This window comes from Streptomyces sp. NPDC090021 (assembly GCF_044748225.1).
Lineage (GTDB): Bacteria > Actinomycetota > Actinomycetes > Streptomycetales > Streptomycetaceae > Streptomyces.
In genome coordinates this window covers 1-22,301 of sequence record NZ_JBIVFO010000072.1, presented here as the reverse complement: position 1 = coordinate 22,301, position 22,301 = coordinate 1, and the positions used below count along the sequence as shown (strand labels likewise).

Annotated in this window: 25 protein-coding genes and 1 pseudogene; 19 read left to right on the top strand and 7 right to left on the bottom strand. The window is 72.7% G+C overall.

All coding sequences use genetic code 11. The annotated features are described in order from the left end of the window. Positions 1–268 precede the first annotated feature (268 nt). The 3 genes from ACIPXC_RS34085 to ACIPXC_RS34075 all read right to left on the bottom strand — a co-directional run bounded on the left by ACIPXC_RS34085 (position 269) and on the right by ACIPXC_RS34075 (position 3,747). Positions 269–1,519, bottom strand: a complete 1,251-nt coding sequence (locus ACIPXC_RS34085) for a S1C family serine protease (protein ID WP_401626110.1) — start codon at positions 1,517–1,519, stop codon at positions 269–271. A gap of 352 nt (positions 1,520–1,871) precedes the next feature. Next, positions 1,872–2,894: a LacI family DNA-binding transcriptional regulator gene (locus ACIPXC_RS34080; RefSeq protein ID WP_401626107.1), complete on the bottom strand. Its 1,023-nt coding sequence runs from the start codon at positions 2,892–2,894 to the stop codon at positions 1,872–1,874. Between the two features lie 70 nt (positions 2,895–2,964). Further along, a complete protein-coding gene (locus tag ACIPXC_RS34075; RefSeq protein WP_392580366.1) occupies positions 2,965–3,747 on the bottom strand; it encodes a response regulator transcription factor in 783 nt (260 codons plus the stop codon). A 472-nt stretch (positions 3,748–4,219) separates the two neighbouring features. Between ACIPXC_RS34075 and ACIPXC_RS34070 the strand changes: the two genes are divergently transcribed. From ACIPXC_RS34070 to ACIPXC_RS34010, 13 genes are all read left to right on the top strand, one after another. Further along, positions 4,220–4,474, top strand: coding sequence for a MoaD/ThiS family protein (locus ACIPXC_RS34070; RefSeq protein WP_030964668.1), 255 nt, complete (start codon positions 4,220–4,222; stop codon positions 4,472–4,474). A 10-nt stretch (positions 4,475–4,484) separates the two neighbouring features. Continuing rightward, positions 4,485–6,224, top strand: a complete 1,740-nt coding sequence (locus ACIPXC_RS34065; protein ID WP_401626104.1) for a hypothetical protein — start codon at positions 4,485–4,487, stop codon at positions 6,222–6,224. 64 nt (positions 6,225–6,288) lie between these two features. Further along, entirely contained in the window at positions 6,289–7,005 is a 717-nt protein-coding gene (locus ACIPXC_RS34060) for a DUF2993 domain-containing protein (RefSeq protein WP_401626102.1), read from the top strand. Positions 7,006–7,160: 155 nt separating this feature from the next. Next, on the top strand, positions 7,161–7,250 hold the full coding sequence (locus ACIPXC_RS34055) for an Ms5788A family Cys-rich leader peptide (RefSeq protein ID WP_350875872.1): 90 nt from the start codon (positions 7,161–7,163) through the stop codon (positions 7,248–7,250). Between the two features lie 178 nt (positions 7,251–7,428). After that, positions 7,429–8,274, top strand: coding sequence for a sulfurtransferase (locus ACIPXC_RS34050; protein ID WP_046778629.1), 846 nt, complete (start codon positions 7,429–7,431; stop codon positions 8,272–8,274). A gap of 56 nt (positions 8,275–8,330) precedes the next feature. Then, entirely contained in the window at positions 8,331–8,621 is a 291-nt protein-coding gene (locus ACIPXC_RS34045; protein WP_030030422.1) for a DUF1416 domain-containing protein, read from the top strand. A 139-nt stretch (positions 8,622–8,760) separates the two neighbouring features. Then, a complete protein-coding gene (locus ACIPXC_RS34040; RefSeq protein WP_401626100.1) occupies positions 8,761–9,024 on the top strand; it encodes a DUF3099 domain-containing protein in 264 nt (87 codons plus the stop codon). Between the two features lie 186 nt (positions 9,025–9,210). Then, entirely contained in the window at positions 9,211–9,939 is a 729-nt protein-coding gene (locus ACIPXC_RS34035) for a hypothetical protein (protein ID WP_401626098.1), read from the top strand. Further along, the gene (locus ACIPXC_RS34030; protein WP_401626096.1) at positions 9,936–10,769 is read left to right on the top strand and encodes a hypothetical protein; all 834 of its coding nucleotides are present in this window, start codon (positions 9,936–9,938) and stop codon (positions 10,767–10,769) included. Before ACIPXC_RS34035 ends, ACIPXC_RS34030 begins: the two co-directional genes overlap by 4 nt. Continuing rightward, positions 10,766–11,920 carry a hypothetical protein gene (locus ACIPXC_RS34025; RefSeq protein ID WP_401626094.1) on the top strand — a complete coding sequence of 385 codons (1,155 nt, stop codon included), beginning with the start codon at positions 10,766–10,768 and terminating at the stop codon, positions 11,918–11,920. The genes ACIPXC_RS34030 and ACIPXC_RS34025 overlap by 4 nt, the downstream gene beginning before the upstream one ends. 268 nt (positions 11,921–12,188) lie before the next feature. Next, positions 12,189–12,761, top strand: coding sequence for an FABP family protein (locus tag ACIPXC_RS34020; RefSeq protein ID WP_386428731.1), 573 nt, complete (start codon positions 12,189–12,191; stop codon positions 12,759–12,761). A gap of 82 nt (positions 12,762–12,843) precedes the next feature. Next, complete coding sequence (locus ACIPXC_RS34015; RefSeq protein WP_401626090.1) at positions 12,844–13,305, top strand: Fur family transcriptional regulator; 462 nt, start codon at positions 12,844–12,846, stop codon at positions 13,303–13,305. 21 nt (positions 13,306–13,326) lie between these two features. Beyond that, the gene (locus ACIPXC_RS34010) at positions 13,327–14,295 is read left to right on the top strand and encodes a YgfZ/GcvT domain-containing protein (protein WP_401626087.1); all 969 of its coding nucleotides are present in this window, start codon (positions 13,327–13,329) and stop codon (positions 14,293–14,295) included. A gap of 9 nt (positions 14,296–14,304) precedes the next feature. On the opposite strand, the gene dtd is transcribed toward ACIPXC_RS34010, so the two are convergent. Continuing rightward, positions 14,305–14,730 carry a D-aminoacyl-tRNA deacylase gene (dtd, locus tag ACIPXC_RS34005; protein WP_030771205.1) on the bottom strand — a complete coding sequence of 142 codons (426 nt, stop codon included), beginning with the start codon at positions 14,728–14,730 and terminating at the stop codon, positions 14,305–14,307. 137 nt (positions 14,731–14,867) lie between these two features. Between dtd and ACIPXC_RS34000 the strand changes: the two genes are divergently transcribed. From ACIPXC_RS34000 to ACIPXC_RS33990, 3 genes are read left to right on the top strand one after another with little or no spacing between them, the layout of a single operon-like run. Further along, on the top strand, positions 14,868–15,449 hold the full coding sequence (locus ACIPXC_RS34000; protein WP_401626084.1) for an AmfC protein: 582 nt from the start codon (positions 14,868–14,870) through the stop codon (positions 15,447–15,449). A gap of 46 nt (positions 15,450–15,495) precedes the next feature. Further along, the gene (locus tag ACIPXC_RS33995) at positions 15,496–16,740 is read left to right on the top strand and encodes a GNAT family N-acetyltransferase (protein ID WP_401626081.1); all 1,245 of its coding nucleotides are present in this window, start codon (positions 15,496–15,498) and stop codon (positions 16,738–16,740) included. Between the two features lie 13 nt (positions 16,741–16,753). Continuing rightward, positions 16,754–17,518, top strand: a complete 765-nt coding sequence (locus ACIPXC_RS33990; RefSeq protein ID WP_401626078.1) for a putative protein N(5)-glutamine methyltransferase — start codon at positions 16,754–16,756, stop codon at positions 17,516–17,518. A gap of 48 nt (positions 17,519–17,566) precedes the next feature. On the opposite strand, the gene ACIPXC_RS33985 is transcribed toward ACIPXC_RS33990, so the two are convergent. Together ACIPXC_RS33985 and ACIPXC_RS33980 are read right to left on the bottom strand one after the other, a co-directional pair. Further along, complete coding sequence (locus tag ACIPXC_RS33985) at positions 17,567–17,836, bottom strand: hypothetical protein (protein ID WP_401626076.1); 270 nt, start codon at positions 17,834–17,836, stop codon at positions 17,567–17,569. A gap of 126 nt (positions 17,837–17,962) precedes the next feature. Then, positions 17,963–18,787 (bottom strand): DUF4328 domain-containing protein, encoded by an 825-nt coding sequence (locus ACIPXC_RS33980; RefSeq protein WP_401626073.1) that lies wholly within the window; start codon positions 18,785–18,787, stop codon positions 17,963–17,965. 196 nt (positions 18,788–18,983) lie between these two features. On the opposite strand from ACIPXC_RS33980, the pseudogene ACIPXC_RS33975 reads away from it, so the two are divergent. From ACIPXC_RS33975 to ACIPXC_RS33965, 3 genes and pseudogenes are all read left to right on the top strand, one after another. Then, positions 18,984–19,364 (top strand): annotated as a pseudogene (locus ACIPXC_RS33975) (helix-turn-helix domain-containing protein); the annotation flags it as partial. Between the two features lie 27 nt (positions 19,365–19,391). Next, positions 19,392–19,919 carry a hypothetical protein gene (locus ACIPXC_RS33970; protein ID WP_401626070.1) on the top strand — a complete coding sequence of 176 codons (528 nt, stop codon included), beginning with the start codon at positions 19,392–19,394 and terminating at the stop codon, positions 19,917–19,919. A 142-nt stretch (positions 19,920–20,061) separates the two neighbouring features. Beyond that, a complete protein-coding gene (locus ACIPXC_RS33965; RefSeq protein WP_037924667.1) occupies positions 20,062–20,403 on the top strand; it encodes a DUF2516 family protein in 342 nt (113 codons plus the stop codon). A gap of 24 nt (positions 20,404–20,427) precedes the next feature. Here the strand turns inward: ACIPXC_RS33965 and ACIPXC_RS33960 are convergent, their stop codons facing one another. Next, a complete protein-coding gene (locus ACIPXC_RS33960; protein ID WP_401626067.1) occupies positions 20,428–21,756 on the bottom strand; it encodes a PP2C family protein-serine/threonine phosphatase in 1,329 nt (442 codons plus the stop codon). Positions 21,757–22,301 lie beyond the last annotated feature (545 nt).

Genomic DNA, 22,301 nt, shown 5'->3' with positions numbered 1-22,301 from the left:
GAGCTACAGACCCTCCTCGCGACATGGACCGGCGCCTGCCCCACGTGCCACCGCGGCACACCCACACCAGCCCCAACCTGACCAAGCCCTACTAGGGCGTGTTTCGAAAGTCCCGCCTGCCCCGCGACGCCTGGTACGCACGCTCGCCGCGTTGTCGGGATCGTCCAAGTACGCCCAGTACGAGGACGATCCTCCGCCTTGCGATCGCACGCACCAGACGCCGCGGGGCCCGCCCTGCGGGCGGACGGCGCTACTTTCGAAACACGCCCTAGAAGGACGTGCCGAAGCCGTCTGCGAACGAGCCGCCGCCGGAGGTGCCGGAGGTGCCGGAGGAGCCCTTGCCGCCGGGGCCGCCCTTGCGCAGGGAGTCCAGGTCGGCCTTGATCGTGTCGACGGGGATGGCGAAGCCGAGGCCGACGCTGCCCGCGGCGGAACCGGCCGAGGCGGGGGAGTAGATCGCCGAGGGCATCCCCACGACCTCGCCGTTCATGTTGAACAGGGCGCCGCCGGAGTTGCCGGGGTTGAGGGAGGCGTCGGTCTGGAGTGCCTTGTACGAGGTGGTGTCCGAGCCGGTGTCCCCGTTGAACTGACGGCCGCCGAAGGAGAAGGGCCAGCCGTTGTCCTGCCGGCGGTTCTGCGGGGGGCTCTGCTCCGACTTGGGTACCTTCACCTCGCGGTTCAGCGCGGAGACGATGCCGCTGGTCACGGTGCCGGTCAGGCCGTCGGGGGAGCCGATGGCGACGACCTGGTCGCCGACCTTGACGCTGCCGGAGTCCCCGAGCCTGGCGGGCTTGAGGCCGGACGCGCCCTGGAGCTTGATCAGGGCCAGGTCCTTGTCGGGGTCGGTGCCGACGATCTCGGCGGTGTACTTCTTGCCGTCGCTCGTCGACACCTGGATCCCGGTGGCGCCGTCCACGACGTGGTTGTTCGTGGCGATCTCACCGTCGGCGGAGAGCACGATGCCGGAGCCGGTGCCCTGACCGGAGCCGGTTCGGGTGTCGATGCGGACGACCGAGGGGCTGACCTGCTCGGCGAGTCCGGAGACGGTGCCGGTGCTGGACTGCGAGACGTTCGTGCCGTTGACCCCGCCGGTCGTGCCGGCCTGCCGCTCCAGCAGTTGCTGGACGGCGGCCGCGGTGCCGCCGCCGACCAGGGCCGCGGCGAGCGCGACGGCGGCCAGCAGGGCGACGGGCCTCTTCGCGCGCCGGGCGGGGGCGGCGTGGGCCGGCCCCTGCGGGATGGCGTTGCCGCCTTCGCCGCCTTCGCCGCCGGCTCCCGCCGGGACCGTCTCGCCGAGGATGACCGGCGGGCGGTGCGCCTCGTGCCGACCGGGCGCGGCCGGCGGGTAGGCGGGCGGCGGCGGATACGCCCCGGTCCCGTTCCCGGTCCCGTTCCCGGTCCCGGCTCCGGCCTCGTGTGCCAGCCGGTCGCGTCCGCGCTGCCAGTCCTCGCCGAACGGCGCGTGCTGGGGGCGGTGTTCCTGCGGGTACTCGCCTTCGCGGCGGAAGCTCTCGGTCATGGGACGACTCTCCCCGCCGTTGATGAGAGCTTCCTGAGTCCGGCCTGAGAAGCCCGACAGAACCGCGTATGCCCGATGTAAGGACGCTTCCCGGTCTCTCCCCTCTCCGCCATCCTGAACGCGTTCAAGTAGGCGTGTTCAACTGCTGATCGGGGGGCGTGGAGGGGCGAGGGCGTACGGCGGAAGGTGTCCCGCGTGCCGTGGGGACTGCTGGCGACGGCGACGGCGACGGCGACCCCGGGGCGGGGGCCCTGCTGCCCCGTGTGCACCTGGTGGTTCCGGCCGTCGCGGCGCTGCCCCCGGTGTTCTTCCTGGCGGCCTTCCCCCTCGGCCACCGGGGAGGCCCGGCTCCCTACTTGCAGCCGCAGGAGCGGCGGATCACCAGGGCCGACGGGAACTGCTTGAGGCGCTCGCGGCGGGAGCCGGCCACGCGCAGGCCGTCGTCCAGGACGAGGTCCACCGCCGCGCGGGCCATCGCCGGGCGGTCCGAGGCGACCGTGGTCAGCGGCGGATCCGTGAGGGCCGCCTCCTTCACGTCGTCGAAGCCAGCCACCGCCAGCTCCCCGGGCACGTCGATGCGCAGCTCGCGCGCGGCGCGCAGCACGCCGATCGCCTGGTCGTCCGTGGCGCAGAAGACGGCCGTCGGCCGGTCGGGCCGCGCCAGGACCTCCAGGGCGACCTTGTAGGCGTCGTAGCGGTTGTACGGGGCCTCGATGAGCCGGCCCTCGACCGAGCGGCCGGCCTCCAGCATGGCCCGGCGCCAGCCCTCGACGTGGTCGGCGACCGGGTCGCCGACCGACGGGGTGTTCTCGATGCCGCCGATGCAGGCGACGTACTCGTGCCCGTGCTCCAGCAGGTGCCGGGTGGCGAGCTGGGCGCCGCCGATGTCGTCCGTGACGACCGCCACGTCGTCGATCGCCTCCGGGCGCTCGTGCAGCAGCACCACGCGGGCGTCCCAGGCCTCGATCTCGCTGGCGGCCTGCTCGCTCATGCCCTGACTGACCAGGATCAGGCCGGACACCCGCATCCCGAGGAAGGCCCGCAGGTAGTGGACCTCGCGCTCGGTGCGGTAGTCGGAGTTGCCGACCAGGACCATCTTTCCGCGCTCGGCGGCGGCCTGCTCGACCGCGTGCGCCATCTCGGCGAAGAACGGCTGGCGGGCATCGGGGACGATCATGCCTATGAGGTCGGTGCGCCGCGACGCCATCGCCTGGGCGACCCGGTCCGGGCGGTAGCCCAGGTCCTTGATGGCGGCGAGGACACGCTCGCGCGTGGCCGGGGCGACCGGCCGGGGTCCGTTGTTGATGACGTAGCTCACGACGGCGGTAGAAGTACCCGCAAGTCGCGCTACGTCATCCCGCGTCACCTTGGCCACGCGCGGCAGTCTACGCGGGGTGACCTACCTCTGGGCAGGGCGTCCTGAAGACCGGACGATCATCCGGCCCTTAGGCCGACCGGGTGGTGGCCCCGGAAGCCGGTACGGAACCCTCCGCGGCCGCCTCCGCGGCGACCTGGGCCGCCGCCTGGGCCGCGGCCTCGGCCGCCGCCCGCTCGACCTTCTCCGGCGTGACGAAGCGGTAGCCGACGTTGCGGACCGTACCGATCAGCGACTCGTGCTCGGGGCCGAGTTTCGCGCGCAGCCGCCGCACGTGCACGTCGACCGTCCGGGTGCCGCCGAAGTAGTCGTAGCCCCAGACCTCCTGCAGCAGCTGGGCACGGGTGAAGACGCGGCCCGGGTGCTGCGCGAGGTACTTGAGGAGCTCGAACTCCTTGAAGGTGAGATCCAGCACCCGCCCCTTGAGCTTGGCGGAGTACGTGGCCTCGTCCACCGACAGGTCGCCGTTGCGGATCTCCATGGGGGAGTCGTCCGAGCCGAGCTGCTGGCGGCCCGTGGCCAGCCGCAGGCGTGCCTCGACCTCGGCGGGACCGGCGGTGTCCAGGAGGACGTCGTCGATGCCCCAGTCGGCGGTGACGGCCGCCAGGCCGCCCTCGGTGACGACCAGGATCAGCGGACAGCCGGGACCGGTGGAACGCAGCAGCTGGCACAGCGACCTCACCTGCGGCAGGTCGCGGCGGCCGTCGACGAGGATGACGTCGGCGCCCGGGGTGTCGACGAGGGCCGGACCCTCGGCCGGCGCCACCCGGACGTTGTGCAGCAGCAGGCCGAGCGCGGGCAGCACTTCGGTGGACGGCTGCAGCGCGTTGGTGAGCAGCAGGAGCGAGCTCATGACCGACCACCTGCCCGGGCCGGACGGTGGTGCACGGTTCGCTGGTCCATCACGTCGGTTCCTCCTCGGTCCCGTCGAGGACATGCGCGGTACTGCTTCGTACGTGTCGCCTGGTGTCCTCACGGCCCCGCGCCCTGGGGATCCGTACGGGCACCACTGTTCTCGGTTCGTTCAACGTGCTGAAAGCACAAAAGGACCCGGGGGCCACATTGCCCGGATCCTCTCGCCAAGCAGAATAGCCCACTCGCTCTTTCCCGGCCGGGACTCTTCTGCTTCGTCTTCTGTGGTTCCTGCCACGCTCCTGCCACGTTCCCGCCCTGCGTATGCACCGCTTTTCACCGGATCGGGGGCACGAGGTGCGGCGGGACCGGACCCACCGGGCGCACACCCGGCGCGTCGGGGCACGGCGGGGGCGGTGGCGGGAGGGGCCATCATGGAGGCCGACGGTAGAGAGCCGACGATAGGAGCTGCAGTGGCAACCGGAACCATCCGCTACTGGGCGGCGGCCAAGGCCGCGGCCGGGACGGCGGAGGAGCCGTACTCGGCGCGGACACTGGCCGAGGCGCTCGACGGCGTGCGGGAACGCCACCCCGGGGAGCTGACCCGGGTCCTGCTGCGCTGCTCCTTCCTCGTGAACGAAGAACCTGTGGGCAAGCGCCCGCACGATTCCGTTCCGCTGACCGAGGGCGGCACCGTCGAGGTGCTCCCGCCGTTCGCGGGCGGGTGAGCGGGAGCCGATGAGCACGCCTGACGAACAGCAGCAGCCGCAGCAGCCCCAGCAGCCGCAGGACCCGTACGGGACCCAGACCTGGCAGGCCGACACCTGGGACACCGGTTACCAGCCGGTGCACCCGCCGCTGGGCATGGTGCCCGGGCAGCCGGTCGCGCCCGAGGGCTGGTTCCGTGACGAGGCCGCGGCTCCGGCTTCGGCCGGTGGTACGGGAGCGCCGTGGCCGGACGGCTCCGCCGCCGGGCCGGGCACGGGGGCCGTCCCCGGCCCGGCCGAGGCCTACCCGTCGTACCAGGGCCAGGGCCAGGGCCAGGGCCAGGGCCAGGGCCAGGGCCAGGCCGGGGGACCGGCCTGGGGTGCGCCGCTCGCGCAGGGTCCCGGCACCGGTCCCGGGCAGCAGGCCGTGGCTCCGGAGGGCTGGTTCCGGGACGAGGCTCCGGCGCAGGCGTCCGCCCCGGCGCAGGACTGGTCCCGGGGCGGTCAGGGGCTGCCGGCTGCCGCCGCCGCCGAGACGGCGTACCTGCCGCCGTACCCCGGTCCCGGGCAGGGCCAGGCGCAGGGCGTCGCCGCCGAGCAGACCGCATACCTCCCGCCGTTCCCCGGCCCCGGGCAGCAGGCCGTGGCTCCGGAGGGCTGGTTCCGGGACGAGGCTCCGGCGCAGGCGTCCGCCCCGGCGCAGGACTGGTCCCGGGGCGGTCAGGGGCTGCCGGCTGCCGCCGCCGCTGCTGCCGAGACGGCGTACCTGCCGCCGTACCCCGGTCCCGGGCAGGGCCAGGCGCAGGGACAGGCGCAAGGGCAGGTGCAGGGCGTCGCCGCCGAGCAGACCGCCTACCTCCCGCCGTTCCCCGGCCCCGAGCAGCAGGAGCCGCACGTGCCCGCCGCCGACCCGGCCGCAGCCGCAGCCGCAGCCCCGGCCCCGGCCGGGAACGCCGACGCGGCGCAGGAGGCCCCCGACTGGTCCCCGCCCACCCTCGGCGGGAACACCCTGCGCGCCGTGGACCCGGCCCAGGCCCGTGCCGAGGGACGGTCGCCGATCATCGACCCCGGCCCGCAGTCGGCGATACTGACCGCCGCTCTCGGGCTGCTGCTCGCCGTCGCCGCCGTCCTCGGCCAGTTCGCGCTGCTCCTGCCGCTGATCGCCCTCCAGGGCCTCACCGCGGCCGGCTGGTTCCGCCTCAACGGCATGTGGCCGGCCCGGCAGGGCATCGCCCTCGCCTTCGCCGGGGCCCTGGCCGCCGACGCGGCCGTGCTCGCGGTCGAGGACACGTACGGCGCCGGCGCGATCGTCGGCACCCTGGGCGCCTGGGTGCTGCTGACCCTCGTCCTGCAGCTGCGCAGCCAGGCCGACCCCGACGAGCGGATGTACGGGCTGATGGCCTCGGTGGCCTCGGCCGCCCTCGCCATCATCTGCGCCGGTTACCTGGCCGCCGACACCGCCGCCGTCACGGTCGGCGCGGCGGCCGTGGCGGTCGCCGTGTTCGTCCGCGCGCTGCCGCTGCCCACCGCCACCTCGGTCGGTGTCTCGCTGGCCGCGGCCGCCGGTGCGGGCGTGGCGGTCGGCGGGCTCACCTCCGTCGGGGTCGGCGGGGCGCTGCTCGGCCTGGCCGCCGGGGTGTGCGCGCTGATCGGGCTGCGCGTGGCGGCGTACGACTACCCGTCGAAGTTCGTGCACATGACGGCCGGTGTCGCGCTGCCGCTGGCGGCCGCCGCCCCCGCCGTGTACCTGATCGGCCGGGTGGTGGGCTGATCCCGGTCCGACGCGGAGCATGGTCCACTGGACCGCACGTACCGATAAGTAGGGGGAGAGGCGCGTGCGTGTTCTGCGTGTCGTTGTGATCGTCGGAGTGGTGCTGGCGGCCCTGTTCGCCGGAGTGGACCGGTGGGCGGCCGGCTATGCCGAGAACCGGCTGGCCGAGCGCATACAGGCGCGTCAGGGGCTGGCCGGCAGCGCCGAGGTGGACATCCACGGATTCCCCTTCCTCACCCAGGCGCTCAGTCACGACCTGGACCGGGTGGACCTCGGGCTCCGGGGCGTCGAGGTGATGGCGGACGGCCGCAGGACGCGGCTCGCGGAACTCGACGCCAGCTTCCACGGTGTGAGGCTGAACGACGACTACAGCGGCGGCACGGCCGAGCGTGCCACGGGCACCGCGCTCATCACCTACGCCGACCTGACCGCGGCCTCGCAGACCGGAGCGACCCTCTCCTACGGCGGCGCCCCCGGCAAGGTGAAGGTCACGGCGTCGGTGGACGTCCTCGGCAGGACGCTGTCGCCCAGCGTCATCTCCACGATCACGCTCGTGGACGCGCCGGGCTCCAAGGGCGGCAAGATCGTCCGGGTGCACGCCGAGGAGGTGCCGGGCGAGGGCATCCCCGGGCTGGAGCGCCAGGTGCGCAAGCGGACCGACTTCGACCGCGACCTCGGCACCGGGCTCCCGGCCGGGCTCCAGCTCTCCGCCCTGACCTCGGACGAGGCCGGTGTACACCTCACGCTGGGCGGCACGAACGTGCAGATGGCCGGATCGTGAGACAGGGCGGTCCGATCCGCAGAAGGACGGGCCGCGCGGCGGGCCCGGGAGCCGCCGGGGCGCCCGGGAAAGTCCATCCGATCCCAATATTCGGACGATCCTGTCTCGGAATATGACACACCGGTGACAGGGCGGCTGATTCGTCCCTACGATCCATGGCTATGAAGCATCAGCAGGCGGACCTCACGAAGCGACGGGCAGTAGACCTGTGTCGCGTCGCCGCCATGCTCTGTCGATCCATGTGACATGTGAGCGCATCCGCTCCATCAGCCGGACGACGGCCCCGACAGGCCCTTCCCGCGTGACCGCACCTGCCTCCTGATCCCTGACGCCTCCCCGCGCAGGAAACCGAGCGCACCTGCAGGCACGCAGCACAGCGCACCCCGCACCGCCCCGCCGCACACTGCCCCGGAGGAGAACACCATGAGCCGCAGCGACGTCCTCGTAGACGCCGACTGGGTCGAGGCCCACCTGAACGACGCCAACGTCGTCATCGTCGAGGTGGACGAGGACACGTCCGCCTACGACAAGAACCACATCACCAACGCCGTCCGGATCGACTGGAAGAGCGACCTCCAGGACCCGGTCCGCCGCGACTTCGTGGACCAGGAGGGCTTCGAGAAGCTGCTGTCCGCCAAGGGCATCTCCAACGACGACACCGTCGTCCTCTATGGCGGCAACAACAACTGGTTCGCCTCCTACGCCTACTGGTACTTCAAGCTCTACGGCCACCAGGACGTCAAGCTCCTCGACGGCGGCCGCAAGAAGTGGGAGCTCGACTCCCGCGACCTGGTCGACGGCAAGGACGTCCCGAACCGTCCGGCCACCCAGTACAAGGCCAAGGCCCAGGACACCTCCATCCGCGCCTTCCGCGACGACGTCGTGGCCGCGATCGGCTCCCTGAACCTGGTCGACGTCCGTTCCCCCGACGAGTTCTCCGGCAAGCTGCTCGCCCCCGCGCACCTCCCGCAGGAGCAGTCGCAGCGCCCCGGCCACGTGCCCAGCGCCCGCAACATCCCGTGGTCGAAGAACGCCAACGACGACGGCACCTTCAAGTCGGACGAAGAGCTGACCGCCCTCTACGAGGCCGAGCAGGTCGATCTGGCGAAGGACACCATCGCCTACTGCCGCATCGGTGAGCGTTCCGCGCTCACGTGGTTCGTGCTGCACGAGCTCCTGGGCCAGGAGAACGTCAAGAACTACGACGGCTCGTGGACCGAGTACGGCTCGCTGGTCGGCGTGCCGATCGAGCTCGGCCCCAACAAGTAATCCCGGGCACCGACGCCCTCGTAGCACGACCTCCAGGACAGGACAGGACAGAGAACATGTGTGGAGCACAGATCGGCGGGCCCGACCTCGCGACCCTCAAGCCCGGTGAGACCGCGATCCAGGGCCAGGTGACCAAGGACGGCGAGCCCGTCAGCGGTTACGTGCGGCTGCTGGACTCGACCGGCGAGTTCACCGCCGAGGTCCCGACCTCGGCCACCGGCCAGTTCCGTTTCTACGCCGCCACCGGCTCCTGGACGCTGCGGGCGCTCGTCCCGGGTGCCCAGGCGGACCGTGCCGTCGTGGTCGCCGAGGCCGGCGGCGTGACGGACGTGGCGATCGCGGTCTGAGCACCGCGCACGTGAACGCACCGCGTGCGCGCGTGATCGCCTGAACGACCGGCCGAAGGGCCGCACCCCCGGGGGTTGGACGCCACTGGAACGGGGTGCGGCCCTTCGCGCCGTACACGCGCGGTTCTACGCTGGAGGCATGTACGCCCGGCGCCGGCGCGTCTACTTCCTGCTGATGGGCGGATGCCTGTTCCTCTTCGTCTCCGCCTGGTCCTTCGTGCGCCTGTGGTCGGTCGAGGCGGCCGTGGCCATGTGCTTCGTCGCCATGGTCATCCCGCCGGTCGCCGCGGTGATCGCGAACCGGCGCGGCCCGGACGACCGCTGGTGGGACGACCCCTCGGGGGACCCGAAGTCCGACGAATGGTGGGACGAACTGGACGGAAAGCGGCGCCGTGAGGACTGACCCCCACCGCGATACGAGAACGTGATCTCGTTCCGTACAACTGCTCCCCTCTGCTGCGGGTCATCGGGTACGCGCGGGTAACCAGCCCGCGCTTCCGCTTTGTGGGGGATCCTTTTGGAACACGAACAGACCATCCCTGAGCAGCAGAAAGAGGGGGAGAGCGCACCGGAAACGATCACTTCGGACATGCCGGTGCCGCGTCGCCGCGCCCGGCGCACGGTGCTCCTGATCGCCGGCGCGGCCGTCCTCGGCGCCCTCGCCGGAACCGTGACCGGCTACGCGGTCCAGTACCACCGCGAGCCCACTGCGCTGCCACCGCTGGCCCAGCAGGAGATGGACGCGCCGAAGCCGGCCGCCATGAACGACGCGACGAGCCGGCGCTCGATCGACGCAGCCCGCTGGCACAAGGCGGACGAGGACCTGGCCAAGAAGCTGGTGGACGTCCCCGGCGGGGCGCAGGACGGCTTCTCGGGTGCCGTCTCGGCGGACGCCTTCGCCGCGTCCTGGTATCTGCAGCCCTCCGAAGCGGTCGGCGATCTCATCAGGGACCGCGTCAAGAGCGTCGCCACAGCGAGCTGGGCCGAGAACGACCGGAACTTCGTCGAGGTCCACCTGCTCCAGTACCGCGACCGCAGCGGAGCCGAGGGCTTCCAGTCGGGCATGGTCGCCTACATGCCCGACAAGGAGTACGCGGGCAACGCGGGCAAGGACTTCCCCGGCGTGCCGGCGGACTTCGGGCACCTGTGGATCGACTCCAAGGCGCACGAGGAGCCCGGCTACCACCCGGTCCGGCAGGCCCGCGCCCTGATCCGCCGCGGCGACATCGTGATGGTCGTCCAGTACACGAACAACCGTGGCGAGGTCGACGAGAAGGCCCTGGTCGAGATCGCCAAGCGACAGATGGAGCGGCTGTGAGCGAGCAGCAGAACGCGGCCGACGCCGCGCAGCACAACGAGCCCGCAGTCGCCGTCGCCGAGCCCGCGACCGGGCCCGTGCGCAAGGGGAACCGCAGGACGCTCGCGCTGGTCTCGGCGGCCGTCGGCGTCGTCGTGCTCGCGGGCGGCGGCGTCGCCGCCGCGGCCGTGCTCGCCGACGCCGAGCGGACCGCGCCGACGCGGTACTGGATGGCCGAGGACCACACGACCGGCGGCACGCCCGCCCCGGTCCCGTCCGTGCCGCCGAACGAGCTGACGGGCAAGCTGATGCCGCTGCCCGCCGACTACTGGCCGGGCCCGGACCTCGACGCCGAGGGCAGCCACTACTACCTCGCCAGTGACAGGGCGCTCGAGGCCTTCAAGGGTGCTCGGACGGGCCTCTCCAGCAGCGAGCGCGCCGAACGGGACAAGGCGCTGGCGGACCTGAAGCTCAAGGGCCTGGCCGGGCGCAGCTACGCCCGCTCCGAGGGTGACGGCGCCGCCGTCGCCGAGGTCCGGCTCATGCAGGCCGACCCGCAGCAGCTGGCCAGGTTCGCCGAGTTCACCAAGAAGTTCATCGAGCTCACCGCCGGCGGCGGTGAGGCGCCCCAGGTGGAGGGCTACCCGCAGGCCAAGTGCGGGCTGGACGACTCGCTCAAGGGCGGGAAGGACGACAAGGAGAAGATCGCCGCCGTCGACTGCGTGGCCGTCGAGGGCGACGTCCTGGTGACCTTCCGCATGTACGGGAGCAAGGGATTCGCGGTGAAGGACGCCGCGAGCCTCTTCAAGCAGCAACTCGACCACCTCAAGTCCCCCGGAGAGTCCGCGTGAGCAGCGAGCAGACCACCACCGGCCCCGAGACGGAGCCCGTGCCGGCCGCCGAGTCGGCTGCGGAGGCCGGGCCGCAGGTCACCGAGCCCGCGCCGGCCGCGGAGCCCGTGCCCGCCGCCGAGACCGAGACCGAGCCCGCGCCGGCCGCCGAGCCCGTGCCCGCCGCCGAGTCGGCTGCGGAGCCTCGGCCCGAGTCCGTGTCGGAGGCCGCGCCGCAGGTCACCGAGCCCGCGCCGGCCGCCGAGCCCGTGCCCGCCGCCGCGCCGGCTGCGGAGCCTCGGCCCGAGTCCGTGTCGGAGGCCGCGCCGCAGGTCACCGAGCCCGCATCCGCGCCGACGGCCCCGCCCGCTCCGCCCAAGGACCGGCGGGTGCTGTTCGCCGCCCTGCGCTGGACCGCCGCCGTCGCCGTCTTCGCCGCCGTCGGCACGGGGGTCGCGTACGGGATCACCGTGCCCGAGCGCACCGACATCCCCGGCCTGGCCACCGAGGACGACGGCCGCTGGACGTTCCCGAAGCTCTCCCAGCCCGCGCTGCCCCCGGGCGCCCCCCTCGCCCAGGGCCCGGACAACAAGGACGGGACGCACCACGCGCAGCTCGCCGGCCTGCTCCTGCCCGCTCCCGCGGGCGCCGAGGCCGACGACGCGGTCAAGGCCGACAAGGACGGCACGGTGCCGGTCGACTCCTTCCTGGAGGAGTACGCGCCCGACGCCCGCGAGAAGCTCAAGACCTCCCTCGAATGGGACGGCCTGCGCCAGATCGTCGGCCGGGGCTGGACCACGCCGGACGGCACCCGCACACACGTCTACCTGCTGCGCTTCCACTCGTCCGGCTTCGTGGACGCCTTCAAGGGCTGCGACAGCAACGCCCGGCTGAACGGCGTCTCGGCCCTGGACCTCGACGACGTCTGGAGCAAGGCCAAGGCCACGCAGATGAACAGCACCGCCCTGGACTTCCCCGGCGCCGCGTACTTCGACGGCACCGACCTCAGCGTGTACCAGGAGATGAAACCCGTCGCCGGCGAGGAGCAGACCAAGGTCGGCTGCCTCCGCACGGGTGACGTCCTGGGCATGGTCGTCCAGTCCCGCAAGGGCGACGTGGCCCCCGTCCCCTTCCACCAGACGGTGATCCTGCAGAGCCAGCTGCTGAGCTGACCCCGCGGGCAGGCCGTACGGCCCACCTCACACCGTGCGCCGGTCCCCGGGCCAGTAGGCTTGGGGACCGGCCCCGTACAGCCCCGAAACGATTCCGAGGAGCACCCCGTGCTTGAGGCAGTCTTCACCTCCCTGCTGGTCCTGGTCTGCGTCGGCGTCATGGCCTTCACCGGCCTGGCCGTCAAGAAGCTGTACCAGGGTCAGCGCTGAGCCCCGGCTCGGCTGACCGCCCCGGAACCCCTCCCACAGATCGCCTGAGCAGCCATTCATGATCCAGATCCCGTCCGACCTGAACCCGGGACTCGTCCCCCTCGCCTTCCTCCTCGGCAACTGGGAGGGTGCGGGAGTCTTCGACTTCCCCGGTGAGGAGAAGTGCAACTTCGGCCAGGAGGTCGTCTTCAGCCACGACGGCCGGGACTTCCTGGAGTACACCTCCCACACCTGGGTCCTCGACGCCGAGGGCAACAAGGTGCGGCCGCTGGAGTCCGAGTCGGGTTACTGGCGCATCGACGCGGACCGCAAGGTCGAGATCGTCATGGTCCGCGACCAGGGCGTCGTCGAGGTCTGGTACGGCGAGCTCGCCGACCAGAAGCCCCAGATCGACCTGGTCACCGACGCGGTCGCCCGCACCGCGGCCTCCGGCCCGTACAGCGGCGGCAAGCGGCTCTACGGCTACGTGAAGAGCGACCTCATGTGGGTCGGCGAGAAGGCCACCCCGGACGTCGAGCTGCGCCCCTACATGTCGGCCCAGCTCAAGAAGGTCGTCACGCCCGAGGAGGTCGCCGAGATGGCCCGCAACCTTCCGGACATGCCCGACGACGGCATCGCCTTCTTCCGCTGAGCGGAAGCCGCCACAGGCCTTGCACGAAAGGGGACCGCGGGCTCGACCGCGGTCCCCTTCGCGCACATACACTGACGGGGTGGTGAGCACCGAGAGCACCGAAGGAACCCCGGGCACCGACTGGAAGACGGACCTGCGCCGGCGCGGCTACAGGCTGACGCCGCAGCGCCAGCTCGTGCTGGAAGCCGTGGACGCACTGGAGCACGGCACGCCGGACGAGATCCTCGGGGAAGTGCGCAAGACGGCCTCCGGGGTCAACATCTCCACCGTCTACCGGACGCTGGAGCTCCTGGAGGAGCTCGGCCTCGTGTCGCACGCCCACCTCGGCCACGGGGCCCCCACCTACCACCTGGCCGACCGGCACCACCACATCCACCTGGTGTGCCGCGACTGCGGCGACGTCATCGAGGCGGATGTCGACATCGCCGCCGACTTCACCGCGAAGCTCCGTACGACCTTCGGTTTCGAGACCGACATGAAGCACTTCGCGATCTTCGGTCTGTGCAGGAAGTGCGCCGCGAAGCAGCGTGCCGCCCACGCGTGACAGGGTCGTAGGCTTGGCCGTATGACCAGCAGCCCCTTGCTCCATCTTCCCGGCGCCGTCCAGGCCGAAGGCCGCGACGAGGGCGTCGCCGCCCACTACGGCGAGCTGTACGGCGAACAGCGCGCCCTCGCGGACGGCCGCGGCTTCGTCGACCTCTCGCACCGCGGGGTCGTCGCCGTCACCGGACCGGAACGGCTGAGCTGGCTGCACCTGCTGATCACCCAGCACGTCACCGAACTCCCGGCCGGACAGGCCACCGAGGCGCTGATCCTCTCCGCGAACGGCCACATCGAGCACGCGCTCTACCTCGTCGACGACGGGGAGACCACCTGGGCGCACGTCGAGCCCGGCACCCAGGAGGCCCTGATCGCCTACCTGGAGTCGATGAAGTTCTTCTACCGCGTCGAAGTCGCCGACCGCACCGAGGAGTTCGCGGTCGTGCACCTGCCGGCCGGCTCCATCGCCGAGGTCGGCAAGGAACTCGTCGTCCGCGAGACCGCGTACGGCCGCGACGTCTTCCTGCCCCGCGCCGCCCTGGAGGCCTTCGCCGCCGCCCACGGACCGGCCGCCGGCCTCCTCGCCTACGAGGCGCTGCGCGTCGAGGGGCACCGGCCGCGGGTCGGCCTGGAGACCGACCACCGCACCATCCCGCACGAGCTGGGCTGGATCGGCACCGCCGTGCACCTGCAGAAGGGCTGCTACCGAGGCCAGGAGACCGTCGCCCGCGTCCACAACCTGGGCAAGCCCCCGCGCCGCCTGGTCTTCCTCCACCTCGACGGCTCCGAGGTCGTCCTCCCGGCCCACGGCGCCCCGGTCCGGCTCGCCGCGGACGGCGAGGAGGGCCGCCAGCTGGGCTTCGTGACCACGGCCGTGCGCCACCACGAGCTGGGCCCGATCGCCCTCGCCCTGGTCAAGCGCAACGTCCCGGTCGACGCACCGCTGCTGGTCGGCGGCACGGCCGCCGCCCAGGAGGTCGTCGTAGCGCCCTGACCGGGCCGCTCAGACGTCGACGACGATGGTGAACGGGCCGTGGTTGGTCAGCGACACCCGCATGTCCGCGCCGAACCGGCCCGTCGCCACCGTCGCGCCCAGCGCGCGCAACTGCGCCACGACCTCGTCGACCAGCGGCTCGGCGACCGGACCGGGCGCCGCCGCGTTCCACGTGGGACGCCGCCCCTTGCGGGCGTCGCCGTAGAGCGTGAACTGGGAGATCACCAGCAGTGGTGCCCCGTTGTCACTGCAGGACTTCTCGCCCTCCAGGATCCGTACCGACCACAGCTTGCGCGCCAGCAGCGCCGCCTTCTCCGGCGTGTCGTCGTGGGTCACCCCCACCAGCACGCACAGCCCCTCGCCGACGATCTCGCCCACGGTCTCGCCGCCCACGACGACACTCGCGCCGTCCACCCTCTGCACCACAGCTCGCATACCACCTGTGTACCAGCCGTGCATCCGTCCGGGGCCGATCGGGTGGAGTGGGACTGCACCGGGGCCACGGAGAGTGGCACGATGCACGCAGGCGGTGCGGGTGCGCCGCACCGGTCGAGGGGACGGACCCGAACGACATGAACACTCCTGGTACCTCCGTACCTGCATCACCCGCTCCCGTCGCAGCTGCCGCGGTACGACCGCCCGCGCAGCGCACGGCCGAGACGCGGGACCAGGGGCCTTCGGCCCCGGCCACCGCGCTCGGGCTGCCCGAACTGCGCGCGCTGCGCCGCGACGCGCAGCGCGACGAAGCCGATCTCAGCTACGTGCGCAGACTGCTCCAGGGCCGCATCGACATCCTGCGCGCCGAACTCGCCCGGCGGACCGATCCCGAGGCGCCGGTGGTGGACCGGCTCTCCGTGATCCTCGCCGACGCACCCTCCAGCCGCAGCGCCTCCGCCCGGCACGTCACGCTCGGCACCCCGCACAGCGAGGAGTACCGGGTGCTGGCGGCGGAGATGCTCGCCGACGTGGAGCTGTCGGACCTTCAGGCCCGCACCGACGGCGAACTGCTCGACGGGATGGCCCGGCTGGTGCGCTACGAGCAGCAGGTCTCGCGGCGCCGGCAGCAGCTGCAGCGCACCGCGGACGAGTGCAGCGCCGAGATCACCCGGCGGTACCGGGAGGGAGAAGCGCAGGTGGACGACCTGCTGGCGTAGGAAATTCGGGCGACCCACGCCGGTCGGGCGATTAGCGTGGGCCGCTATGAGTGCTGACGTCCGGCCGATCGCCGAATCCGAACTCCATGACTGGCTGCGCGCCGTTCACACCGGCTTCCTGACCGCGACCCGGGTGACCGACTCCGATGTCGCCCAGCGCGCCGAGTACGACGACCTCACCCGCACCCAGGGCGCGTTCGACAGCGACACCGGCCGCTGCGTCGGTTCCTTCCGCTCCTTCGCGCAGGAGCTGACCGTGCCCGGCGGCGCGGCCGTCCGGGCCGGCGCGGTCTCCAACGTGGGCGTCCTGCCCACGCACCGCCGGCAGGGTCTGCTGACCCGCATGATGCAGGCCGAGTTCGCCGCGGCCGCCGGGCGCGGCGACGTCCTGGCGACGCTGATCGCCGCCGAGTACCCGATCTACGGGCGGTACGGCTTCGGGCCCGCGACCACCGTCACGGAATGGGAGATCGACGTACCGCGCACCGGGCTGGACCGGCGGCTGTCGGCGCCCGTGGACGGCGGACGGATCGACCTGGTCGACGCGGCCGAGTTCCGCCGGATCGGGCCCGGGCTGCACGACAGGCTCCGGGCGGCCACGCCGGGGGCGGTGGACCGCCGTGAGCGCTGGTGGAACGTCGCGACCGGGCTGGAGGAGATGTCGCACCGGCCCTACAAGGAGAAGTTCCACGCCGTGTACCGGACGGCGGAGGGAGAGGTGGCCGGGGTGGCCGTCTACACCGCCGACGACCACTGGACGGACGCGAAGGTCCCGCAGAACACCGTGCAGGTGCACGACCTGCTGGCGCTCGGCCCGCAGGCGGAGCGTGCGCTGTGGCAGTTCCTGTGCTCGATCGACTGGGTGCTGAAGGTCCGCACCGGCTACCGGGCACCCGACGACCTCCTCCCGCAGCTGCTGCCCGACCCGCGCGCGGCCCGCGTCGTCACCTGCGCCGACTTCCTGTGGGTGCGGGTCCTGGACGTCGTACGGGCGCTGGGCGCGCGGACGTACGAGGTGCCGGGCGTGCTGGTGCTGGAGGTCACGGACGGGACGGGGCCGGCGGCCGGACGCTACCGGCTGGACGCGGCCGCGGGCGTGTGCGAGCGCACGCGGGAGGCGGCCGACCTGCGACTGGACGTGTCCGCGCTGGGATCCTTGTACCTGGGCGACGTGTCGGCGGTGCGGCTGGCGGCGCTCGGGCAGCTGACCGAGGAGCGGCCGGGCGCGGTGGCCCTGGCGGACGCGGTGTTCCGCACCGCGCGCCGTCCGTGGTGCCCGGACGTCTTCTGAGACGAGGACCGACATGGTGACGTCACTGGTGGAGTCCCTCCGCGCGGCCGGCTGCGTCTTCGCGGAGGAGGAGGCGGAGTTGCTGAGCGGCGCCGCCCGGGACGAGGCGCACCTGGCGGAGCTGCTGGCCCGCCGGGTGGGCGGCGAGCCCCTCGAACACGTCGTGGGCTGGGCCGAGTTCTGCGGACTGCGCGTGGAGGTGGGCGCGGGGGCGTTCGTGCCGCGCCGGCGTACCGAGTTCCTGGTCGAGCAGGCGGTGGCGCTGGTCCGGCCGGGTGCGGTGGTGCTGGACCTGTGCTGCGGGGTCGGCGCGCTGGGTGCGGCGGTGGCGGCGCAGTCGCCGGGCGGTGCGGAGCTGCACGTCGCCGACATCGATCCGGCGGCGCTGGCGTACGCGCGGCGCAACGTGGCCCCGTACGGCGGCCGGGTGTGGGAGGGCGACCTGTACGCCGCGCTCCCGCCGGAGCTGCGCGGCCGGGTGGACGTCCTGGTGGTCAACGCCCCGTACGTGCCCACGGAGGAGATCGGGCTGATGCCGTCGGAGGCGCGCGACCACGAGCCGCTGGTCTCGCTGGACGGCGGGGCCGACGGTCTGGACGTGCATCGCCGGGTGGCGGCGGGGGCTCCGGCCTGGCTGGCTCCGGGAGGCCACCTGCTGATCGAGACGAGCGCCCGGCAGGCACCGTCGACGGCGTCGGCGCTGACCTCGGCGGGCCTGGCGGTCCGGGCGGTCACGTCGCAGGAGTTGCACGCGACGGTGGTGATCGGCACGGCCTGAGCCGGGCCCGGGCCCGGCCCGGTCTCGGGCTCTGCCGGGGTGTGCCGGCTACGGCGTGGCGAGGGCGCGGGCGGCCGGCACCCCGGTGCGCCGCGCGTACCCGAGCCGCTCGCGCACTTCGCGCACCTCGCGCAGACTGCGCGGCCGGTAGCCGGGCCCGCAACCGCAGCAGGCCTGCCGGAAGTCGAGCCCGGCATCCAGGAGCACGGACAGGACCCGCCAGGCGTCCCGGTCCCGCCTCGGCGGAGCCTCGAAGGCGGCACCGGGGACAGCGGTCCCGCGCGGGGCGGCATGGTCGACGGTGTGCTGGATGGACACCCGGCAGCCGAGGCACACGCAGGCGGAGCGGTCCGGCGTGCCGCCGGTCGCCGCGGCCGAAGCACCGTCCCGCCAAGGGTTCTCGGGCCACCGGGTGGCCGTGGAGCGGGGCGGTGCGGTGCGCCGTCAGGCCCTCGCGTACGGCCCCTCGGTCGCCATCGTGTTCTGCATCGCCGTCAGCCTGCGGACGAAGAGGACGGCGAGCACGCCGGCGATCATGGTGGCCAGGTCCGCGACGATCCCGAGCCGTCCCGCCTCAAGCAGCTCGTCCACGGTGTCGGCACCCGCGTAGATCCCGCTGAAGACACGGCCCACGATCGCCGAGACGACCCAGAGCACCCACCAGGACGTCAGCAGCGCGGCGGGCGCCGTGCGGTCGGAGCCGTCGGGGCCGCGCTGGGTGCTGGCCCGCCAGGTCTCCCGGGCGATCCGGTAGGGCAGGAAGAGGTTCGCCACGGGGATGAACCAGGCGCCGATGGCCCAGCCGGGGCCCAGGGTGAAGGCGCCCGGGCGGAAGATGCCGCCGTTGGTGCGCACGCGGTGGAACCAGACGATGAAGACGACGACCGTGGGCAGCAGCGTGAGCAACTGGAGCAGCCCGGCGAGAATGGTGAGCGCGGGGGACAGGCCGAGTTCGAGGTCGTCGAAGTGGGTGTTCCCCGGGAACCCCTGCATCCACGCCTGCTCGTACACACCGACGCCGGCGGAGAAGAGGTGTACTGCGGCCGAGGCGCCGAGCAGCCAGGTCAGGGCCGTCGCGAGGCCCTGCGGCGAACGCAGTACGCCCTGGGGCATCGGCGGGGCGGGGTGGAAGGGCCCGCCGGGGTGGGGGTGCGTCTGCGGGGGGACCGGGTACGGGGCCGGGCCGGACTGCGGGTACGGCTGCACCGGCACCGGTGGCTGCTGCTGGGGCTGCGGAGGCGGCGGTGAGCCGGGCGCGCTGAAGGACATGACGGTGGACCCCCCGGGAACGGATGACATGCGGACGGCCCCCGCCGGGCGGGCGGGGGCCGTCGCGAAGATATGCCGGTGCCGCGCCCGGAGTCCAGGCGATTTCGGCTGGTCAGAAGGTGAGGCGGTCGGACGGCCGGGAGATGTTGCAAGCATCTGCTTGCAAAAGTTAGCAGGGTGGGGCAGGATCTGGAGCATGGCATCGCTCAACGTCGGACATCTCGGCGAATACCTCCGTGAGCAACGGCGGCAGGCGCAGCTCTCGCTGCGGCAGCTCGCCGACGCGGCGGGAGTGTCGAATCCGTACCTGAGCCAGATCGAGCGCGGGCTGCGCAAGCCGAGCGCGGACATCCTCCAGCAGCTGGCCAAGGCGCTGCGGATTTCCGCGGAGACGCTGTACGTGCAGGCCGGGATCCTGGACGAGCGGGACCGCGACGAGGTGGAGACGCGAGCCGTCATACTCGCCGACCCGTCCCTCAACGAGCGGCAGAAGCAGGTGCTGCTCCAGATCTACGAGTCGTTCCGCAAGGAGAACGCACTCGAGACGCCCGCCGACGAGATGCCGTCGAAGACCGACTGAAGTTGATCCGGGAGGACCAGCAGCATGGCCATCGCCGATGACCTGAAGAAGACCCTCACCGACCCCACTCCCCTCTACTTCGCCGCCGGCACCGCCGACCTCGCCGTCCAGCAGGCGAAGAAGGTGCCGGAGCTCATCGAGCAGCTGCGCGCCGAGGCCCCCGCGCGCATCGAGGCCGTGAAGAACACGGACCCGAAGGCCGTGCAGGAAGCGGTCACCGCCAAGGTCGCCGAAGTGATCGGCGCGATCGACCCGAAGAAGATCGGGGAGACCGCCCAGGACCTGGCGCTGCGCGGTGTCGGCGTGGCCGCCGAGTACGCGGTGCGCGCCAAGGAGACCTACGACAAGGTCGCCGAGCACGGTGAGCAGGCCGTACGGGCCTGGCGCGGCGAGGTCTCGGAGGAGATCGTCGACATCGCCGTCGTCGTCGAACCGCGGCCCGAGCCGACCCCCGAGGCCGCTGCCGAGGAGCAGCAGCCCGCCGCCAGGAAGCCGGCCGCGCGCAAGAGCACGGCCAAGAAGGCCGCCGTCACCGCGGACGACGCGAGCTGAGCCGCGCCCGCATGGGCGACGACGGGCCGGGCACCCTTCAAGGGCCCGGCCCGTTGTGGTCTATGGAGGGGCATGTGCCGGTAGCGTGGAGTGAGGCGGCATCGGAAGTGCGAAGCAGAAGCGTGAGAAGGCGGTCGAAGCGATGTTGATGGACGGGTTCGATCGAGGGGTGATCCCGCTGCTCGGGCTCGCCATGCTGGTGCTCGCCGTGGTGGCCTTCGGGTTCGCGCTGCTGGCACGCGAGGACGCGTACCGGGCCGCCGACAAGCAGAGCAAGACCTTCTGGCTGGTCATCCTCGGCATCACCGTGCTCGTGGACGCCTTCCTGGGGCTGCTCTTCCTCCAGATCGCGGGCCTGGTGGCGACCATCGTGTTCTTCGTGGACGTGCGGCCGGCTCTCAAGCAGGTCTCGGGCGGCGGCGGCCGCCGCAGTGGTGGCAGCAGCAGTGACGGTCCGTACGGCCCCTACAACGGCGGCCGGTAGGGGCTGCCCGGCCCGGCTGCTCGCTCAGCCTTCGGAGCGGGAGAGCAGGACCACGGCCACGTCGTCGGTGAGCTCGCCGCCGTTGAGGCGGCGGGCCTCGGTGACGGAGGCCTCCAGCAGCCCCTCACCGCTCAGACCGAGCTCCAGATGGCGGTTGATCATCTCGACCATGCCGTCCTGGCCCAGGCGTTCCCTCCCCTCGCCGATCCGCCCCTCGATGAGGCCGTCGGTGTAGAGCATCAGGCTCCAGGTGCCGCCGAGCTCGACCTGTCGGCGCGGCCAGCGGGCCCGCGGCAGCAGACCCAGGGCCGGGCCGCTGTTCTCGTACGGGAGGAGCCGCGCGCGGCGGCCCGGCCGGGAGATCAGCGGAGCGGGGTGGCCGGCCAGGCACAGACCCGCGCGGCGGCCGTCCGGAGCGATGTCGACGGTGCACAGCGTCGCGAAGATCTCCTCGCAGGGGCGCTCGACCTCCAGCACCTGCTGGAGGGTGGCCAGCAGGTCGTCGCCGCACAGGCCGGCCAGGGTCAGGGCGCGCCAGGCGATGCGGAGCTCGACGCCGAGGGCGGCCTCGTCGGGTCCGTGGCCGCAGACGTCGCCGATCATGGCGTGGACGGTGCCGTCGGGGGTGCGCACCGTGTCGTAGAAGTCGCCGCCGAGGAGGGCCCGGCTGCGGCCGGGGCGGTAGCGGGCGGCGAACCGCAGATCGGAACCGTCGAGGAGGGGAGTGGGGAGCAGGCCGCGCTCCAGGCGGGCGTTCTCCTGGGCGCGCAGTTTCGATTCTGCAAGCTTGTACTGGGCTATGTCCGCCCGCTTTCTCTCCACGGCGTAGCGGATGGCGCGGCTCAGCAGCCGCCCGTCCAGCTCGTCCCGGAAGAGGAAGTCCTGGGCGCCGACGCGGACGGCCTCGGCGGCGCGCTCGGCGTCGTCCTCGTCGGTGAGGACGAGGACGGCATGGCGGGGGGCGAGGCGCAGCACCTGGTGGAGGACGGCGAGCTGCTGATCCAGGGTGGCGGTGGTCGCTGTGGCGCCCGCCGCTGCGCCGGGCCCGCGGGCGCCGGTGAGGGACAGGTCGAGCAGGATGCAGTGCACGTCGGGGGTGAGCAGGCGCTCGGCCTCGGTGAGGTTGCGGGCGGTGCGGAGCCGGATGCGGTGGCCGTCGGCGTCGAGGATCTCGGGGACGGTGAGCCCGCCGGCGGGGTCGTCCTCGATGACCAGGAGGGTCAGGGCGGTGGTGTGAGGGGTCGCCTGCGCGACGTCGGCGCCGATGGGAGTGGGCGATGCGACGGAGTGCAGTACGGCCTGACCGCTCTCCGTGGCGGGGGTCTCCCTCTGCCGCGGTACGGGTACGGGCATCGTTTCCGGTTCCTTCCCTCCCCCCGAGGGTGCGCTCCGGCAGACCCTAGCGGTCCCGGCACCGCGAACGGAATGCCGTTCTCGGCGCGGGCCTCCGTCATATGCCGTCATCACGGGGGAAAATCGGCCTCGCTGGATGACAAAGGTCACGGCGGGGCAGCGTTCCGTCCCGTCCAACGAGACGTCCCCCACCCCCACCGGGTTGCCCCGGGTCCGCCTGCCTTTGCCCTGGCCGGGCGGATGCCGAGGTCTCCCGTCTGCGGGTCGGTGGCCATGCTGCCCCAGCTACCGCTGGGGGGTTTGGCCGCCTCTGCCCTGGCCGGGCCGTTGCGGTTGTCCTTGCGTCTGCGGGCGGGTGGCCAGGCTGCCGCAGCTACCGCTGGGAGGTGTGCCCTGGCGGGGTTGGGGTTTGGCCGCCTGGGCGGGGTCGGGACGGGGGGTGGGGGTGCGGGGCCGCCGGGGGGTGTCTCCTCGGCTCGGCGCGCGCGGCCTCGTCCCGGCGGCCGGTCGGCGGTCCCGCCTCGTCCTGCGGGGACAGATCGGAA

Bases quoted from the DNA above. Each gene is read 5' to 3' on its own strand.
- ACIPXC_RS34055 (WP_350875872.1), top strand. From the start codon at position 7,161: ATGGCTATGAAGCATCAGCAGGCGGACCTCACGAAGCGACGGGCAGTA.
- ACIPXC_RS34010 (WP_401626087.1), top strand. From the start codon at position 13,327: ATGACCAGCAGCCCCTTGCTCCATCTTCCCGGCGCCGTCCAGGCCGAA.
- dtd (WP_030771205.1), bottom strand. From the start codon at position 14,730: ATGCGAGCTGTGGTGCAGAGGGTGGACGGCGCGAGTGTCGTCGTGGGC.
- ACIPXC_RS34035 (WP_401626098.1), top strand. From the start codon at position 9,211: ATGCCGGTGCCGCGTCGCCGCGCCCGGCGCACGGTGCTCCTGATCGCC.
- ACIPXC_RS34000 (WP_401626084.1), top strand. From the start codon at position 14,868: ATGAACACTCCTGGTACCTCCGTACCTGCATCACCCGCTCCCGTCGCA.
- ACIPXC_RS33990 (WP_401626078.1), top strand. From the start codon at position 16,754: ATGGTGACGTCACTGGTGGAGTCCCTCCGCGCGGCCGGCTGCGTCTTC.
- ACIPXC_RS34040 (WP_401626100.1), top strand. From the start codon at position 8,761: ATGTACGCCCGGCGCCGGCGCGTCTACTTCCTGCTGATGGGCGGATGC.
- ACIPXC_RS34020 (WP_386428731.1), top strand. From the start codon at position 12,189: ATGATCCAGATCCCGTCCGACCTGAACCCGGGACTCGTCCCCCTCGCC.
- ACIPXC_RS33995 (WP_401626081.1), top strand. From the start codon at position 15,496: ATGAGTGCTGACGTCCGGCCGATCGCCGAATCCGAACTCCATGACTGG.
- ACIPXC_RS33980 (WP_401626073.1), bottom strand. From the start codon at position 18,787: ATGTCCTTCAGCGCGCCCGGCTCACCGCCGCCTCCGCAGCCCCAGCAG.
- ACIPXC_RS33970 (WP_401626070.1), top strand. From the start codon at position 19,392: ATGGCCATCGCCGATGACCTGAAGAAGACCCTCACCGACCCCACTCCC.
- ACIPXC_RS34075 (WP_392580366.1), bottom strand. From the start codon at position 3,747: ATGAGCTCGCTCCTGCTGCTCACCAACGCGCTGCAGCCGTCCACCGAA.
- ACIPXC_RS34085 (WP_401626110.1), bottom strand. From the start codon at position 1,519: ATGACCGAGAGCTTCCGCCGCGAAGGCGAGTACCCGCAGGAACACCGC.
- ACIPXC_RS33960 (WP_401626067.1), bottom strand. From the start codon at position 21,756: ATGCCCGTACCCGTACCGCGGCAGAGGGAGACCCCCGCCACGGAGAGC.
- ACIPXC_RS33965 (WP_037924667.1), top strand. From the start codon at position 20,062: ATGTTGATGGACGGGTTCGATCGAGGGGTGATCCCGCTGCTCGGGCTC.
- ACIPXC_RS34065 (WP_401626104.1), top strand. From the start codon at position 4,485: ATGAGCACGCCTGACGAACAGCAGCAGCCGCAGCAGCCCCAGCAGCCG.
- ACIPXC_RS34050 (WP_046778629.1), top strand. From the start codon at position 7,429: ATGAGCCGCAGCGACGTCCTCGTAGACGCCGACTGGGTCGAGGCCCAC.
- ACIPXC_RS34045 (WP_030030422.1), top strand. From the start codon at position 8,331: ATGTGTGGAGCACAGATCGGCGGGCCCGACCTCGCGACCCTCAAGCCC.